Source organism: Nitrosomonas sp., from assembly GCF_040256045.1.
Taxonomy (GTDB): Bacteria; Pseudomonadota; Gammaproteobacteria; order Burkholderiales; family Nitrosomonadaceae; genus Nitrosomonas.
The window spans coordinates 17,432-34,416 of the sequence record NZ_JBDZWD010000023.1; the positions used below are offsets into that span (position 1 = coordinate 17,432).

Genomic DNA, 16,985 nt, shown 5'->3' on the forward strand with positions numbered 1-16,985 from the left:
TGGTCGTGGTCATGGTCATGGTCATGGTCATGGTCGTGTCCGGGAACACCATAATTATTAACAAAACGACTGACTGCAACCCCCAGGAATCCCCGTTCACCGACATAAGACAAGCCACTGGAAAAATTCATTGTCCGGACATCGCTATTCTCAAGCACACCTTTTTTTGCGTCGGATTCCGGTTTAACTTCTGCATATCCGGGAATGGAATAATCCCCGGTATGCCGTTTCATCCCGTCCAGGTGCCAGGCAAAACGCCCTGCTCCTGCATTCAACCGAAATGCCCCGGTAAAATCATCCGCAACCGAGTTGTAATGGGTATACAGATCGCCACCAGCTTCATCAGGCACCTGCTCGGGTATCCGATGATTAACAATATTTACTACTCCCCCGCTGGCACCGGAACCATAAAGCAAGGCCGAGGACCCGCGAAAAATTTCAACCTGATCGGCAAACAATACCTCTGTCGCCACGGCATGATCGGGGCTGACCGTGGAAACATCCATCGTACCAATGCCGTCCTCCAGTACCCGCACTCGCGGTCCACCCAGACCACGAATCACCGGACGACCGACTGCCGGTCCAAAGTCACTGGAAGAAACCCCCAACTCTTGAGAAACAGCATCACCAACAGTGCGTAAATCACGTGTTTGCATACGTTCCCGCTGCAGGATTGTTACCGGGCGGGGTATATCTGCCTGATCTCCACTTAAAGGATCAGCCGTCACAACCACCGGTTTAAGCAATTTTTTTAATAATGTACGGTCAGTTACTTCAGATTCACGAACCGGATTGTTTGTTACCTCCTGAGCACAAACGCATGACGATAATCCCGCAAAAATTATCAGACTGATCAAAGTTTCCAGTTTTTTCACTTATTTATATTTCCCAGTTTTTTATTTATCGTTTTTTACATGTCAACACCCAATTGCCGGCTGATACCAGGCAATAGACACAACATGCGCAGACGGAAAGGAGAAAATGCTGCACAAGCATCCCTCTATTTGGGCAGCAAATGTATAGTTGGGTTGGCGAGCACCTACAGACACCCTACTTGCAACACTGTTGCAAGTATAAACATAACAATAATTAATATGCAACTATGTTGCAATCAATGCGCAATGTTACCGGCTTGTGAGGATGCGACCACAATCAGCGCAGATACCCTTGATATTGAGTTCGATGGAATCAATGGAGAAGTTAGAGGGCAGCTCTTTTGGCAAAGCTGGCTGAACCTCTGGAAGACAGAAAACTTTATGACAGTGATGACATTGAAAATGAGCATGACGATGCATGGACTCACTACGTGTAACCTGGAAACGCCAGGCTCGGCCGGCCCCTGCCACCTTATGCACCAAACCCTGGGCGACCAGCCAATCCAATGCCCGGTATACGGTAACTCGGTCAAACGTGCCGGATTGCTGAAGATGCTCTAATACTTCGCTATGAGAAAGTACATCTTCGGCATTTAACAACACATCCAGGATCGCACTGCGAACCGGAGTCGAGCGCTTTCCGGTGTTTTGTATCAATTGCTCAGCAGTATTCATACCGACTAAGCTACCGGTAACGACAGGCTATCGTCAAACGATCTTACTGAATGAGAATCGCAAACCATCATCCCGATGGATGATGAAACAAGCCTGCTCAGCGTATGAAAATAGCAGGAAATAAACACACTAAAGCCAGAAAATACCGTAAAAATACCCGTACAAGGCTGAAATACTGCCATAGAGAATACTCTGCTCACACCACTTTTTGTAAGCCATACTGTTGTATAAATCAGGCACTTATACTATCATCCAAAGCTTCTCAACAAATCAACTTGAGGAAAAAACCATGAAATATATATATTTATTGCTTGCATGCACGGCTATTGCATTAAGCGCGTGCGAAGAGAAAAAAAGCCTTGATGGACATTCAATGGAAAAACCGCCTCCTTCTGCTTTTATAGAACGTGATTCTGCTCCTGATCTCGACAAGACTGAGGAAGCTCCAGAGGACGCATCTCCTACAGAAGATACACCTCCAGCGGAAGAAAAAAACTAATCCTAAATCTATTTTAGGATACATGTAACAGTATCCCCATACGGTTCAGGGGATCTGGCATGATGTGCATAGCCTTTCTTCGAGAAACTGTTATATCGACGAATTAAGGCTATGCAGTAAAAACAAACCCCCAGCACTCCTCTTTGTTGTAAAAATACAAATTTAACCACTTTTGCCATCCACACGAGCTCGCCAATAAATTGGTGCATATTTGATTACCCACAGTAGAAAACAGCTCAGCCACACACCGCTTGCAATCAGATAGAACTCGGGCGCCAGAGGCGAAACACCCGGGAAAATATCCGGAGTCGCTCTAAGTACAACAACCACCTGAAAGGCGATAAACAGCAGCCATGTAAGATTGTCCAGTACCAATGGAAAGCCTCCGTGGCCCAATGTAACACGTGACGCCATGCCCAGTACCATGCTTGCAAAATAGCCCACAGCCAGCATGTGCAGTGGGGCCAGCCCAAACCAGTAACGATCGCCGCCACTCAACCAGAACAGCATGCCCTGCAACCCGAAAAACAGCATTGCAATCCCCAGCCAGGCAAATGAAATATGCAATACCGCTAGTAGTCGTACACGAAAACTGCGGAAAAATTGCCAGATATAGCTGAGATAAAGTGCACAACCGGCAAGCAGCAAATCTGCCCACCAGGCATATTCCTGCAAGCCCGCCAGTTGAAATGTGCCGTGTACGACTGTACAGCCAACCATCAGCCACAATAATCCGAATGGCCGGAATACAACATAATTCTCCAGCACACGGCTCGAAAAAAACGGGATCATCCGGTGTGATACCGTCATCAGAATCGGCAGCATAAAGAACCAGATACCGGCCTGTCGCGAAAAATCCAGCATTTCTCTACTGTCCGTCAGCACCCACAATTCATAGGCACATAATCCCAACCAGCCGGCAATAAACGCCATACCAGCCACCCAGGCATGGCGCTTATCCCCAGCTGGTGCCGTAAACAGCACACGAAACAGGATAGCAATAGCATATGCCCATCCGATCAACATCAGCAGCAGCCCGGCAGATACCAGAAATTTTCCGGCAACCAGCCCGGCATAGAACAGAACGACACCCACTGTCATCAGCAGACAGACTGCCATGTACTGATCAGCCCTGATTTTCTCGCCATTCATCCAGTTGGGAAACGTAGTAAATAAGAATCCCAGAATGAAAAAGGGAAAAAACGTATACACCATCAAAAATCCATGCACCCAGATCGGCGTGATGCTCGAAAAACTTCCACCTTCCACCAGTCCGGCACGTCCAGCCAGTTCCATCACCCACCACAGAATGGTCAATACCGCCTGAAAAGCCCCCACGAGAAATAGGCTGCGATGAGGTGCTGCTGAAAGATGTTTCCAGCTTGTTACCAATTTATTCATAAGACTTTCCTGTAAAACCCAATAAGAGATTGATGCTCGCACATATCCGCACCCCTCAGGCTATTTTTATCATGGCTGTAATTTGCTATGATGGGAAGCCACGTGATTACACATTCTTCGATGCCCAACATTGATCTACACAGCCACTCGACCATCTCTGACGGGGTGCTGTCACCTTCCCGCTTGCTGGCACACGCTGCTACACGCGGTGTGAACGTACTGGCGCTGACCGATCATGACGACATTGCCGGACTGGATGAAGCCAGCCACAGCGCTCAGCAGGAAAATATCACATTGATCTGCGGTGTTGAAATTTCTGTTACCTGGCGTGGCCAAACTTTGCATATTCTAGGGCTTGGGATCAACCCTGAACATCCACCACTGACCGAAGGACTGAAACATATCCGGGACAGTCGCATGGATCGGGCACGGGCAATTGCTGTACAACTGGACAAGTTCGGCATTCACGGCAGTTTTGAGGGTGCCCGCGCACAGGCAGGTGCAAGCGGACTGATCGGCCGCACTCACTTTGCCCGTTTTCTGGTGAAACAAGGGTACGCCAAAAATGTAAAATCCGTTTTCAAGAAATATCTCGTCAAAGGTAAGCCTGGCCATGTCTCTCATGTATGGACCAGTCTGGACGAAGCTATCGATTGGATTCGTGGCAGCGGGGGCCAGGCAGTCATTGCTCATCCGGCTCGCTATAAATTAAAAAATGACCTGCTTGAACAATTACTCCATGAATTCTGTGAGCTGGGAGGAGCGGGAATTGAAGTAGTTTCATCCAGTCATACTCCTGAACAAACACGGCAGTTTGCAGCACTGGCCACCCGCATGAATCTGTATGCATCGTGCGGGTCTGATTATCATGGTCCGGGAGAAAGCTATTTTGATCTGGGAAGATTACCCGCACTGCCTCCAGAATGCACTCCGATATGGACCAAATGGAAAATTCCTGATTACGCCGAAACCAGCGCAACAACTCTGAATGAACGATCAGAACAAACCGGGCTACAGTCCCCCGACAAATCAGTCTGATAACAGCCAGTTGCCAGTTCTAAGCACTCGATATTTTCCACCCATAACAGCTCATCAAATAGCCATGGCCCAATTTTTTTCTATACACCCGCAAACACCTCATTCAAGGCTGATCCACCAGGCGGTCGATATCGTACACAAAGGCGGAGTCATCGTTTATCCGACTGACTCCTGCTACGCGCTGGGTTGCCAGATCGGCAACAAAGAAGCAATGGATCGTATCCGTGCCATCCGCAAAGTAGATCAGAATCACAATTTCACACTGGTATGCCGGGATCTGGCAGAAATCGCAACATATGCGAAAGTGGATAATGCGCAATACCGTCTACTCAAGGCCGCCACTCCCGGTAGTTATACTTTTATTCTGGCAGCAACCCGGGAAGTCCCGCGCCGTCTGCAGCACCCTAAACGCCACACGATTGGGTTGCGCATCCCTAATCACCCTGTCGCACAGGCACTGCTGGCGGAACTGGATGAACCTCTGCTGAGCTCAACACTCATTCTTCCCGGAGATGAACTGCCACTGAATGATGCCGGGGAAATCCGCCAGCGGCTGGAACATCAGATCGAACTGGTCATGGATGCCGGTTCCTGCGGTACCGATATGACCACGGTTATTGATCTGACCGAAACAACCCCGAAAGTCATCCGCCTTGGAAAAGGTAATCTGTCACCCTTTGGAATTATTAATGGATAACATCATTCAGGGCATCGCCATTTATGCGCTCCCCGTCATTTTTGCCATTACCCTGCATGAAGCTGCACATGGATACGTTGCCAAATATTTTGGTGATCTGACTGCAGAAATGGCTGGGCGTATTACCCTGAATCCACTCAGGCATATCGATCCCGTTGGTACCATCCTACTTCCCTTGATGATGTTTGTAACCAGTAAGCTGTTAATGGGAAGCGGTTTGCTTTTCGGTTGGGCCAAACCGGTACCGGTCAATTTCGGCCGGTTACGTCAACCCAAAAAAGATATGCTGTGGGTTGCTATTGCCGGACCTGGTGCCAATCTGCTGATGGCTTTTTTCTGGGCTGCCCTCATCAAACTGGGGATGGGCATGCCCGATAGCATCTACACCAGACCCATGATGCTGATGGGGATTGCCGGTATCGAAATCAATGTGGTTCTGATGGTGCTGAATCTGTTGCCATTACCGCCACTTGATGGCGGACGTATTGCCGTGAGTTTGTTACCCAACAAATTTGCCTGGAAATTTGCTCAGATCGAGCCCTATGGTTTTACCATTTTACTGGTACTGTTTGTCAGCGGTATTCTGAGCGTAGTGTTATGGCCTCTGATCACATTCACCAAGCAGATGATCGTCACACTCTTTGGCCTTTATATATAAAAATCAAGTTGCCTTCACATTTACCACCCAGTTCTTATTCTTTCTGACCCCATGAAATCCGGAGCTTTATAGAATGTTCGTCGACCGTGTTCTCTCAGGTATGCGCCCCACTGGAAACCTGCATCTGGGCCACTATCACGGTGTTCTGAAAAACTGGCTGGCCTTGCAGCAGAAGTATGAATGTCTCTTTTTCGTTGCTGACTGGCATGCACTGACAACTCACTACGACTCCCCCGAAATTATCGGACAAAACAGCTGGAACATGGTGATCGACTGGCTGGCAGCAGGAGTGGATCCCGCCCGGGCAACCCTGTTCATTCAATCGAAAGTTCCGGCACATGCCGAACTGTATCTGCTGCTGTCGATGATTACCCCCCTTGGCTGGCTGGAACGTGTTCCCACTTACAAGGATCAGCAGGAAAAACTTGCCGGAAAAGATCTCAGCACCTACGGCTTTCTTGGATATCCACTCCTGCAAAGTGCAGACATCCTGATCTACCGGGCCAATCTCGTTCCTGTAGGGGAAGATCAGGCTCCTCACCTGGAATTTACACGCGAAATTTCCCGCCGATTCAATCATGTTTTTGGTAAAGAACCGGACTTTGAGGAGAAAGTAACGCAAGCCATCAAAAAAATAGGTTCCAAGAAGGGAAAGCTTTATAGTGAGCTGCGCAATCGCTATCAGGAACAGGGGGATGAAAATGCACTGACCGCCGCCAGATCCCTGCTGGAGGAACAGCAGAACCTGAGTGTCGATGACCGTGAACGGTTATCCGGTCATCTGGAAGGGAAAAGTAAGATTATTCTGCCCGAACCACAAACGCTACTGACCCAGGCATCCAGAATGCCCGGTCTGGACGGTCAGAAAATGTCCAAATCGTATGGCAATACAATTGGTCTGCGGGAAGATGCCGACAGCATCACCAGAAAAATTCGCACCATGCCGACTGATCCGGCACGTATCCGACGCAGTGACCCGGGCAATCCGGAAAAATGTCCGGTATGGCAGTTTCATCAGCTTTATTCGTCAGTAGAAACCCGCACCTGGGTACAGCAAGGCTGCACATCGGCAGGAATCGGCTGCCTGGAATGTAAACAACCCGTCATTCAGGCGATACTGGATGAGCAGACACCCATTCTGGAACGAGCTGCAATGTACGAGAAAGATCCAGGTCAGGTAAGAAAAATCATCGCTGACGGATGTGAAAAAGCCAACTGGCTGGCCGAGGAAACCATGCGGGATGTCAGAGCGGCACTGGGGCTGGGATATCTCTGATTTGACAACCTGCTTGAATATAGATACTGGAGTACATTGGACAACACCCTCCTGATCGACCCCATTGCAAAAGTACAGGGCGTTCCATTGCTGGAAGTCCCGCAGGATTTGTACATTCCTCCCGAAGCACTCCGGATTTTTCTGGAAACTTTCGAAGGCCCGCTCGATCTGCTGCTTTATCTGATCCGCAAGAACAATCTGGATATTCTGGATATTCCCATGGCTGAACTCACCCGGCAGTATATCGCTTACGTCGAAACTATGCGCGCCGATCAGTTTGAACTGGCTGCTGAATATCTGCTCATGACTGCGCTACTGATCGACATCAAATCCCGCATGCTGTTACCACGGCCGATAACTGCCCGGGAAGATGAAGCTGACCCACGTGCAGAACTGGTACGACGGCTTCTGGAATATGAACGGATCAAGCAGGCTGCCATCCATATACACAATCTGCCGGTTGCTGGCAGGGATTTCATGCCGGCCTGTATCTGGGTGGATTTCGTTACCGAAAAACAGCTTCCCGCTGTCAACCCGCAGGATTTATACGACACCTGGCTTACCCTGCTGGAACATCTCAAGCTCAATCGCAACCACACCATTCGTTACGAAACGATTTCTGTGCGCGCGTGTATGAGTGAAATCCTGAGAAATCTGCAATCCCGGGGAAACGTCCCTTTTACCGAACTGTTCAGCAATATTACCAACATCCATAAACTCGTGGCCAGTTTCCTGGCATTGTTGGAGCTGGCCCGGGAAGCATTGGTCGATATCGTTCAGGCAGATCGTTTTGGAATAATTTATGTCCATACAATCCACTCCGACCAGGCCCGTTGAAGAAAACCCGGCCTTCCAGCCGGATCGGGTTGTTATAATTCTCGAAGCTATACTGCTGACAATGCCTGAACCTCTATCCATCAGCGACTTCAAGAAATTATTCGAAGGTAACATCGATAAAAAAACACTGCACGAATCGCTGGCAATCCTGAGTGAAAAATGGCGCGACAGCGGAATAGAACTGGTCTCAGTCGCGGGAGGCTGGCGTTTTCAAAGCAAACCCGAAATGCAGGTTTTTCTGGATCGGCTCAGTCCGCAAAGACCGCCGCGCTATTCACGCGCAGTGATGGAAACACTGGCCATCATTGCTTACCGGCAACCCGTCACTCGAGGCGATATTGAAGAAATTCGGGGGGTGGCAGTTTCTGCACAAATCATCAAAACACTGGAATCACGCGGCTGGATTGAAATCATTGGGCAACGCGATGTACCGGGCAGACCCTATCTTTATGCGACCACCCGGCATTTCCTCGATGATCTGAATCTGCAATCACTGGAACAATTACCTTCTCTAGATAGTTTCAATTCGCTCGATCTGTCTGCTGATAAGGTTGAACCGGTTGATACGGATATCACTGCCATACAGGAATCCGGCAAACCTGCCACCCACGAACCGACACAACTTCTTTAATTTGGGAGACGCTATGTATCAGCATATCAAAGTACCGACCACTGGCAGCAAAATTCGGGTAAAGGATGATTTTTCCCTGATTGTGCCCGACAACCCGATCATTCCTTTTATCGAGGGAGATGGTATCGGTGTGGATATCACACCTGTCATGATCAGAGTTGTTGATGGTGCAGTAAAAAAAGCATACGGCGACTCCCGAAAAATTTCCTGGATGGAAATGTATGCAGGCGAGAAATCCACCCGGGTCTATGGCCAGAATATTTGGCTGCCAGATGAGACTTTGCAGACAGCCAAAGAATTCGTGGTATCCATCAAGGGCCCGCTGACCACACCAGTAAGTGGAGGTATCCGCTCGATCAACGTGGCGTTACGCCAGTTACTGGATCTATATGTATGCCTGCGCCCGGTACGCTATTTCCAAGGGGTACCCAGTCCGGTCAAACAACCGGAGAAAGTAGATATGACCATATTTCGTGAAAATTCGGAAGATATTTATGCGGGGATCGAATGGGAAGCCGGAACGGAAGCTGTTGAAAAAGTAATCAATTTCCTGACGACAGAAATGGGGATTACCAAAATTCGGTTCCCTCGCTCCTCTGCGATCGGGATCAAACCCGTTTCAAAAGAAGGTAGTGAGCGTCTGATCAGAAAAGCCATTCAGTATGCAATCGCCCACAAACGTCGCTCTGTCACACTGGTGCATAAAGGCAATATTATGAAATTCACTGAAGGGGCCTTCAAGAAATGGGGCTACGAACTGGCAGAAAAGGAATTCAATGCAAAACCATTGGATGGTGGACCATGGATGAAACTACAGCACGGTGACAATGAAATTATCATCAAAGATGTCATTGCCGACGCCTTCCTCCAGCAAATTCTGCTGCGCCCGGATGAATATGATGTCATTGCCACCCTTAATTTGAATGGTGACTATATTTCCGATGCTCTGGCCGCACAGGTAGGCGGTATCGGAATCGCACCCGGTGCAAACATGAGTGACAGCATCGCAATATTCGAAGCGACACACGGCACTGCACCCAAATATGCTGGTAAGGATCAGGTCAATCCGGGGTCAATCATTCTATCAGCAGAAATGATGCTCAGACATATCGGCTGGCACGAAGCAGCCAACATTGTCATCAACTCAATGGAAAGAACGATTCAGGACAGAATCATGACCTACGATCTGGCAAGACTTACGCCGAACGCCAAACAGGTCACCTCTTCAGAATTTGGAAATGCCATGATAGCGAGGATGTAATTTCGGTTAGTCGAGATTCTTGACTGCATCCGATCCTCTTAAAACATACTTAACCTGATATCAGTAAAATATCAGGCCAAAGGAGGCTGATCCGGCAGGATCAGCCCATATACATCAGGTTAAGCAGACTGGATATTTGAAGCCTGTTTACCTTTTGGTCCTTGCGTAACTTCAAAACTTACTTTCTGGCCTTCTTTCAGGGTCTTGAAACCTGTCATATTGATCGCGGAAAAGTGTGCGAACAAATCTTCGCTGCCATCGTCCGGTGTAATAAAACCAAATCCTTTAGAATCATTGAACCATTTTACTGTTCCTGTTGCCATTTCTACTTCCTATAAAAAACTGGGCCGGATACCCTGATACTATTTGAATTTCAAGACCGCAAACGGCTCTAACCAGTACTGCAGAAAACTTGAAGCCAAACGCCGGTTGCAGTTTTACGCAAAATATGTCTCAAGTCAAGCGATGGATGTGATTTGTCAAACCCTTACCGAGGGAAATATGGCTTATAACTGTCGAGCAACTGCTCTAACTGCTCAAGAAAAACCAGGGCCTTGTCGTAATCGACCCATAGCTTCGGGAGATATCAGCCGTAAACACCGAACGAGTTGGATCAGCGGTTAGAATTATGGAATTAGGTACTAATAAATATTTTTCTTATAGAATAAGAAATATGAAACATCGGAAAATGTAAGCCATGGCAGCAGATTACCGAAATCCTGAAAGTGTTATCGAAAAAGGCAAAGCCAGGTTGAGCCCGCCCCCTTTATATAAGGTAATACTGATCAACGATGATTTCACACCCATGGATTTCGTGATAAAAGTATTGCGCCATTTCTTTCTCATGAATGAAGAAATGGCAACCCGGGTCATGTTGAAAATTCATATCGAAGGTATGGGAGTGTGTGGAATCTACCCCAGTGACATTGCAGTGACAAAAGTACAGCAGGTCAATGATTTTTCAAGACAAAATCAGCATCCACTTATGTGTGTGATGGAGAAGGAATAATATGATTGCGCAAGAACTGGAAGTAAGTTTGCATATGGCTTTCGTCGAATCACGGCAGAAACGCCACGAATTCATCACGGTTGAGCACCTGCTGCTGGCACTCCTGGATAATCCCAGTGCCGCAAAAGTGATGGTTGCCTGTGCAGTCGATATCGAAGATTTACGTAAATCCCTGCAGGATCATATCGCTCGTCACACCCCGGTAGTTGAAGGCTCCGAAGATGTTGATACCCAGCCCACCCTGGGTTTTCAACGAGTCATTCAGAGAGCTATCCTCCACGTTCAATCTTCCGGCAAAAAAGAAGTAACCGGTGCTAATGTTCTGGTTGCCATTTTTGGTGAAAAAGATTCACATGCAGTCTATTTTCTGCAGCAAAGAGGGGTAACGCGGCTGGATGTGGTGAATTATATTTCTCACAAAATAGGCAAGACGGCACAAAGCAGTGAATCCGAGAAAAATGAGGAAAACACCGACAGCGAACAACAAGATTCAGGCAGCACACTGGAAAATTACACTGTCAACCTGAACAGCCAGGCAATCGCCAACCGGATAGACCCTCTGATCGGACGTGAAAAGGAAGTCGAGCGTGTCATTCAGACACTATGCCGCCGCCGCAAAAACAATCCCCTGCTGGTGGGTGAGGCAGGCGTGGGAAAAACAGCCATTGCTGAAGGACTAGCCAGAAGGATTACCGAAAACCGGGTGCCGGATGTGCTGGCCAATCATCAGGTTTACGCCTTGGATATGGGCGCACTGCTGGCCGGAACAAAATACCGGGGTGATTTTGAGCAGCGGCTGAAAGTCGTATTGAAACAGCTTACCGATAACCCCAAAGCCATTTTATTCATCGATGAAATCCATACTCTGATCGGTGCCGGTGCCGCATCGGGTGGAACACTGGATGCCTCCAATCTGCTCAAACCCGCACTCAGCTCAGGCCGGCTGAAATGTATCGGTGCCACCACCTATAACGAATACCGCGGCATTTTCGAGAAAGATCACGCTTTATCCAGGCGCTTCCAGAAAATTGATGTCTCCGAACCTGATATCGGTGAAACCGTGGAAATTTTACGCGGCCTGAAATCCCGTTATGAAAAACACCATAACGTCAAATATACCGAGATTGCACTGACAGCTGCAGCTGAATTATCCGCACGTTTCATCAACGATCGGCATTTGCCGGACAAAGCGATCGATGTCATTGATGAAGCGGGCGCAGCACAGCGTATATTACCCAAATCCAGACAGCGGAAAATTATCGGCCGTCAGGAAATTGAGCAGGTCATTGCCGGAATTGCGCGAATACCGCCACAAACCGTATCCAGCGACGATCGCAACAAACTCAAGACATTGGATCGCGACCTCAAAGCCATCGTTTTCGGACAGGATGCAGCTATTGATGCACTTACATCCGCCATCAAAATGACGCGCAGTGGTCTGGGGAATGCCTGCAAACCCATCGGCTCCTTCTTGTTCTCCGGTCCCACCGGGGTAGGAAAAACTGAAGTCGCACGTCAACTCGCCTATACACTGGGAATCCCGCTGCATCGTTTTGATATGTCCGAATACATGGAACGCCATGCCATTTCAAGACTGATCGGCGCACCACCGGGATATGTCGGATTCGATCAGGGTGGTCTGCTGACCGAGACCATCATCAAACAACCACACGCCGTACTGCTGCTCGATGAAATTGAAAAAGCACATCCTGATATTTTCAACGTCATGCTTCAGATCATGGATTATGGAACATTGACGGACAACAGCGGACGCAAGGCTGATTTCCGCAACGTCATCATCATCATGACCACGAATGCGGGTGCCGATGCACTTACCAGAACATCTATCGGATTTACCGAACACACCAAATCCGGAGATGAAATGGTCGAAATAAAACGACTGTTCACTCCCGAATTCCGTAACCGTCTGGATGCGATCATCTCGTTCACGTCACTGACCGAAGATATCATATTGCGCGTCGTCGACAAGTTCCTGATCGAACTCGAAACACAGTTACAGGAAAAGAAAGTGGACGTAACATTCACCGACAATTTGCGTAAACACCTTGCTCGCCATGGATTTGATCCACTGATGGGTGCCCGTCCCATGGCAAGACTTATTCAAGATATTATCCGCCGAGCACTCGCTGATGAATTGCTATTCGGCCATCTGGCCAATGGCGGTAAAGTAACAGTGGATATTGATGAAAATGGCAAAGCCCTTCTCACGTTCGAGAACAAGGAAAGTGTCGCATCACCCGCCATTTCCTGAGATACACAACCTATACCCATGTCAGATTTACAGCGGCAGTTCATCGACTTCGCCCTCCAGTATGACGTACTGCGTTTCGGCAGTTTCAGAACCAAAGCAGGCCGGCCTTCACCCTACTTCTTCAATGCCGGCCTGTTCAATGATGGCTTTGCACTGAAGCAACTCGGCCAGTTTTACGCACAAACCATCCTTACTTCCGGAATCCGTTTCGATGCCTTGTTCGGCCCGGCCTATAAAGGTATTCCGTTAGTTAGTACCATTGCCATCGCACTTGCCGAGGCTGGACATAACCATCCCTTCAGCTTTAACCGCAAGGAAATCAAGGATCATGGAGAAGGGGGTGACATCGTAGGCGCTCCACTGGCCGGGCGTATCCTGATCGTTGATGATGTCGTATCAGCGGGCTTATCTGTCGGGGAATCCATCACACTCATCCGCACAGCCGGCGCCACTCCGTGCGGCATCATGGTCGCGCTCGATCGCATGGAAAAGGGCGTAAGTGAGTACTCCACGTTGCAGGAAATCAAAAATAAATATGATATCCCGGTCATCTCCCTGATCACACTGGATGACATTGTCGCCTACTTACGCACTCGGCAAGACCTTGCCCATCATATCCAGGCAATAGAAACCTATCGTACCCTCTACGGTGCAAAAGTATCGGGCGCCCCTGACCGGTAACCACACGGAACAGCAGCATATCTGTTCACTGACGATACTCATACACCCCATCTTTGCAATCCACGCAGCCCCATTCTTCACAAGCCGTGCAACCCGAGATTTCATCTTTACGATCTGCACTGCCCTCCCTTGTTATTGTGAGAAAAAGCTGTGGCGAACCTTCAGTCGTAAATCGCGAACAAGGTGTAGCAGATAGCGGGTGGAATCCAGTGCTCTTGTCACCATTGCTCCCGAATTGCTGCATACCACTGGCTTTTCAAGTAATTCCGATTAAAATATCCATTTCTGAGAATGATCAGTCTACTTTTATGGAGAACTCCCTGTCATGATCAAAAACATCAGTGGCCGCCTGATTAAAAGGAATACTACTGCTCCGGCAGTTACCCAAATGAGTAATACGCTGTTCATTCCGGCCAGGCGCCGGTTTCTGTGTACCTGTGGATGTGGAATGTTCTATGTTACCGCTGCCGGGGCAGGACTGCTGGCCGCGGCCACACGTGCTGAAGCCGCTGCGGGAGGTACTGTCATCCGCGTCGGGCATTTACCGGCGGGCTGTGTTTCCCATCTGTTACTGGCAAAAATAAGAGGAATGTTTGGCAAAGCAGGGTTGAATGTCGTGCTGACCCAATTCAACAGTCCCGCCGATTCCATGCAGGCACTGGTCTCCAACAATCTCGAACTGATCCATAGCCCGTGGACCATGACCGCAGCCGCTTACACCGCCGGCACCACCGACCTGCGCATCATCGGCGGCTCGGGACAGGCCGGGATCGAACTGGTCGCACGCAACGGCTCGGTCAAATCAGTGGAAGAATTCATCGATGCCGCCGGCAAAGGATTGCGCGTGGGAACCTTACGGCTGGATACGCTAGAATTGGTCGGATACGGCACAATGTCGCAGCATGGCAAATCCTATGACGACTACCGCATGACCTTCTTCCCGAGCATGGTTGGAATGGGAGAAGCCATTGCCAACAAGGCACTGGATGTCTGTACACTGGCACAACCTTACGCCGAACATGTCGTCGCTGAACAGGGAGCAGTTTATCTGACGGATTCAAACTCGGTCTGGGGACCTGAAGCAGCAGACTGTGTCATCAGCACCAAAATTCACACCATTGATCGGCAGCGCGACGTACTGAAAACTTACCTCAGAGTACTGCAGGAATCCGCCCGTGCCTTCAGCGAAGACTACGAAGCGGTACTGAATGATTTACAACCCGTCTATGGCGTACCGCGGCCGATTTTAGCGGTTGCACTCAAACGCCAGTTCCCCAACCCGGTCATCAGCCAGGCGGGAATTGGCGGACTGCGCCAGGGCGCAAAATATCTGGCCGAACTGGGTTATCTCAAACCGAATGTCATCGACACTGTTCTGGATCTGAAATACCAGCCAGCCTGACACGATGCAGCCCCATTCCACAGACAGGCCCGACCGGCAGATCACACTGATCAGCCGATTCGTCCAGCTGATTCTCCAGTCAAATTTACTCTGGTTCTGCCTGGCTTGGCTGCTGATCATCCTGCTCTGGGAGCTGGGTTCTTATATGGAGTGGCTGAATCCGCAAATCCTGCCTCCTCCCAGCGAAACCATTCCCTATGCCTTATCCGGCAACATCAGCATCGGCTTTGGTCAGCAGAAAACCGGGCTGTTCGAAGCCATTGCCATCACCCTCGCGCGCGTCGGCACCGGCATGCTGGCAGGGCTCCTGGTCTCATCCTGCCTGGCTGTCATAGTCATTGAACTGCCCCTCCTGCGGCGGCTGATCCTGCCGATTGTCCAGTCACTCGCCCCTATCGCTCCGATTGCCTGGATTCCCTTCACCATTGCCATCATCGGCATTGGCGGTCAGGCTGCGGTATTCATCGTATTCATGGCAGTACTCGGAACAATGTCTCTTTCGTTGATCGCTGCGCTGGATGGTATTCCGGCTGAATACCTGAAAATTGCCCGCAACCTCGGTACTTCACGCATGAGAATGTGGTGGTACGTGCGACTGCCCGCTATCACCCCCGGTGCCATGACCGCTATTCGCATGTCCTTCTTCGGCGCCTGGATGGCTGTGCTGGCGGGAGAAATGGCCGGTATCAATTCCGGCCTTGGCTACATGATCATCATGGCGCAGCAGATGTATAACATGAAGCTGGTGATGATCGGTATTCTTGCCATTGGCTTCATTGGCTTTGCCATCGACCGCCTGTTACTGCTGGCCAACGCCAGACTGCTGCAATGGATAGAGTAAACTCCATGAATGATATAGCCACTTATTCAACCGGCGCCCGGCTGGAATTCAGCAACGTCCGTAAATCCTTTGGCAACACCGTTTCAGTCGAGGCAGATAACCTGATCATAGAACCAGGCAGCCTAACTGTACTGCTCGGCCGCAGCGGATGCGGAAAAACCACTCTGCTCAACCTGGCTGCAGGGCTGGATTTCCCGGATCTGGGCAGTGTCAGCTATGACAATCGGGTGCTGCAGGGCCCCGCTCCCGCAACTGCTCTGATTTTCCAGACCCACAACCTGTTCCCGTGGATGACGGCGGAAGAAAACGTCGCTTTTCCTCTACGCAATCAGGGAATGACAAAATCCGATGCTCAGGAATACGCGCGACAGTATCTCAAACAGGTCGGACTGGAATCCTTTTCCGGCCACAAACCGTCACAACTCTCCGGCGGCATGCGCCAGCGCATCGCCCTGGCAAGAACCATCGCCACAAAACCACGGCTACTGCTGCTGGATGAACCCTTCTCCGCGCTGGATATGCAAACCCGCCGGATGATGCAGCGTTACCTGTTAAGCGTCTGGAACGACTCCGCTGCCACCATCCTGATGATCACCCATGATCTGCATGAAGCCCTCATGCTGGCAGATCGTATCGCTCTCATGGCCTCATCTCCCCAGGGACACATTGCCGAAATCATGGATATTGAACTCAACCGTCCCCGCAACCCGGAAAATCCAGCTTTTCGCGCCATCCAACAACAACTCGATCGATTCCTGGAACACGAAACCCTCCTGGCAGAACACGATCCTGCCCTCGAATCAACTGATCAGCAGGCATAACCGACGCAAACACTAGATACCCTGCCACTACTAACTTGCGATAACAAAAACAATCGTCATCCTATGCTTGTACACTCGTCTGAGATAGATGTATTTTGACGAGGAGGAAAA

Annotated in this window: 18 protein-coding genes; 14 read left to right on the forward strand and 4 right to left on the reverse strand. The window is 49.5% G+C overall.

The annotated features are described in order from the left end of the window. Window positions 1–875 (reverse strand): TonB-dependent receptor plug domain-containing protein (locus ABUL11_RS06130; protein ID WP_350282981.1); only part of this gene is annotated, 875 nt, incomplete at its 3' end. A gap of 249 nt (window positions 876–1,124) precedes the next feature. After that, a complete protein-coding gene (locus tag ABUL11_RS06135; protein WP_350282982.1) occupies window positions 1,125–1,550 on the reverse strand; it encodes a Fur family transcriptional regulator in 426 nt (141 codons plus the stop codon). Window positions 1,551–1,839: 289 nt separating this feature from the next. Here ABUL11_RS06135 and ABUL11_RS06140 point away from each other — a divergent pair, with 289 nt between their 5' ends. Then, entirely contained in the window at window positions 1,840–2,049 is a 210-nt protein-coding gene (locus tag ABUL11_RS06140) for a hypothetical protein (protein WP_350282983.1), read from the forward strand. A 162-nt stretch (window positions 2,050–2,211) separates the two neighbouring features. On the opposite strand, the gene ABUL11_RS06145 is transcribed toward ABUL11_RS06140, so the two are convergent. Further along, a complete protein-coding gene (locus ABUL11_RS06145; RefSeq protein ID WP_350282984.1) occupies window positions 2,212–3,450 on the reverse strand; it encodes an NnrS family protein in 1,239 nt (412 codons plus the stop codon). Between the two features lie 87 nt (window positions 3,451–3,537). Between ABUL11_RS06145 and ABUL11_RS06150 the strand changes: the two genes are divergently transcribed. From ABUL11_RS06150 to icd, 7 genes are all read left to right on the forward strand, one after another. Continuing rightward, a complete protein-coding gene (locus ABUL11_RS06150) occupies window positions 3,538–4,488 on the forward strand; it encodes a 3',5'-nucleoside bisphosphate phosphatase (protein WP_350282985.1) in 951 nt (316 codons plus the stop codon). A 64-nt stretch (window positions 4,489–4,552) separates the two neighbouring features. Beyond that, complete coding sequence (locus ABUL11_RS06155; protein WP_350282986.1) at window positions 4,553–5,185, forward strand: L-threonylcarbamoyladenylate synthase; 633 nt, start codon at window positions 4,553–4,555, stop codon at window positions 5,183–5,185. Then, window positions 5,178–5,843, forward strand: a complete 666-nt coding sequence (locus ABUL11_RS06160; protein WP_350282987.1) for a site-2 protease family protein — start codon at window positions 5,178–5,180, stop codon at window positions 5,841–5,843. The genes ABUL11_RS06155 and ABUL11_RS06160 overlap by 8 nt, the downstream gene beginning before the upstream one ends. Window positions 5,844–5,916: 73 nt before the next feature. Then, window positions 5,917–7,119, forward strand: coding sequence for a tryptophan--tRNA ligase (locus tag ABUL11_RS06165; protein ID WP_350282988.1), 1,203 nt, complete (start codon window positions 5,917–5,919; stop codon window positions 7,117–7,119). 36 nt (window positions 7,120–7,155) lie between these two features. Next, a complete protein-coding gene (locus tag ABUL11_RS06170) occupies window positions 7,156–7,956 on the forward strand; it encodes a segregation and condensation protein A (protein WP_350282989.1) in 801 nt (266 codons plus the stop codon). Next, entirely contained in the window at window positions 7,922–8,587 is a 666-nt protein-coding gene (gene scpB, locus ABUL11_RS06175) for an SMC-Scp complex subunit ScpB (RefSeq protein ID WP_350282990.1), read from the forward strand. Before ABUL11_RS06170 ends, scpB begins: the two co-directional genes overlap by 35 nt. A gap of 13 nt (window positions 8,588–8,600) precedes the next feature. After that, entirely contained in the window at window positions 8,601–9,848 is a 1,248-nt protein-coding gene (gene icd, locus ABUL11_RS06180; protein WP_350282991.1) for an NADP-dependent isocitrate dehydrogenase, read from the forward strand. 119 nt (window positions 9,849–9,967) lie between these two features. On the opposite strand, the gene ABUL11_RS06185 is transcribed toward icd, so the two are convergent. After that, window positions 9,968–10,171 carry a cold-shock protein gene (locus tag ABUL11_RS06185; protein WP_011112285.1) on the reverse strand — a complete coding sequence of 68 codons (204 nt, stop codon included), beginning with the start codon at window positions 10,169–10,171 and terminating at the stop codon, window positions 9,968–9,970. 374 nt (window positions 10,172–10,545) lie between these two features. Here ABUL11_RS06185 and clpS point away from each other — a divergent pair, with 374 nt between their 5' ends. The 6 genes from clpS (at window position 10,546) to ABUL11_RS06215 (ending at window position 16,874) form a co-directional block, all read left to right on the forward strand. Continuing rightward, window positions 10,546–10,857 (forward strand): ATP-dependent Clp protease adapter ClpS, encoded by a 312-nt coding sequence (gene clpS, locus ABUL11_RS06190; RefSeq protein WP_350282992.1) that lies wholly within the window; start codon window positions 10,546–10,548, stop codon window positions 10,855–10,857. 1 nt (window position 10,858) lies between these two features. After that, entirely contained in the window at window positions 10,859–13,129 is a 2,271-nt protein-coding gene (gene clpA, locus ABUL11_RS06195; protein ID WP_350282993.1) for an ATP-dependent Clp protease ATP-binding subunit ClpA, read from the forward strand. Window positions 13,130–13,147: 18 nt separating this feature from the next. Continuing rightward, a complete protein-coding gene (gene pyrE, locus ABUL11_RS06200) occupies window positions 13,148–13,810 on the forward strand; it encodes an orotate phosphoribosyltransferase (RefSeq protein ID WP_350282994.1) in 663 nt (220 codons plus the stop codon). A 325-nt stretch (window positions 13,811–14,135) separates the two neighbouring features. Continuing rightward, a complete protein-coding gene (locus tag ABUL11_RS06205; protein ID WP_350282995.1) occupies window positions 14,136–15,212 on the forward strand; it encodes an ABC transporter substrate-binding protein in 1,077 nt (358 codons plus the stop codon). Between the two features lie 4 nt (window positions 15,213–15,216). Further along, the gene (locus tag ABUL11_RS06210; RefSeq protein ID WP_350282996.1) at window positions 15,217–16,053 is read left to right on the forward strand and encodes an ABC transporter permease; all 837 of its coding nucleotides are present in this window, start codon (window positions 15,217–15,219) and stop codon (window positions 16,051–16,053) included. Window positions 16,054–16,058: 5 nt separating this feature from the next. Further along, on the forward strand, window positions 16,059–16,874 hold the full coding sequence (locus ABUL11_RS06215) for an ABC transporter ATP-binding protein (protein WP_350282997.1): 816 nt from the start codon (window positions 16,059–16,061) through the stop codon (window positions 16,872–16,874). The last annotated feature ends 111 nt before the right edge of the window (window positions 16,875–16,985 follow it).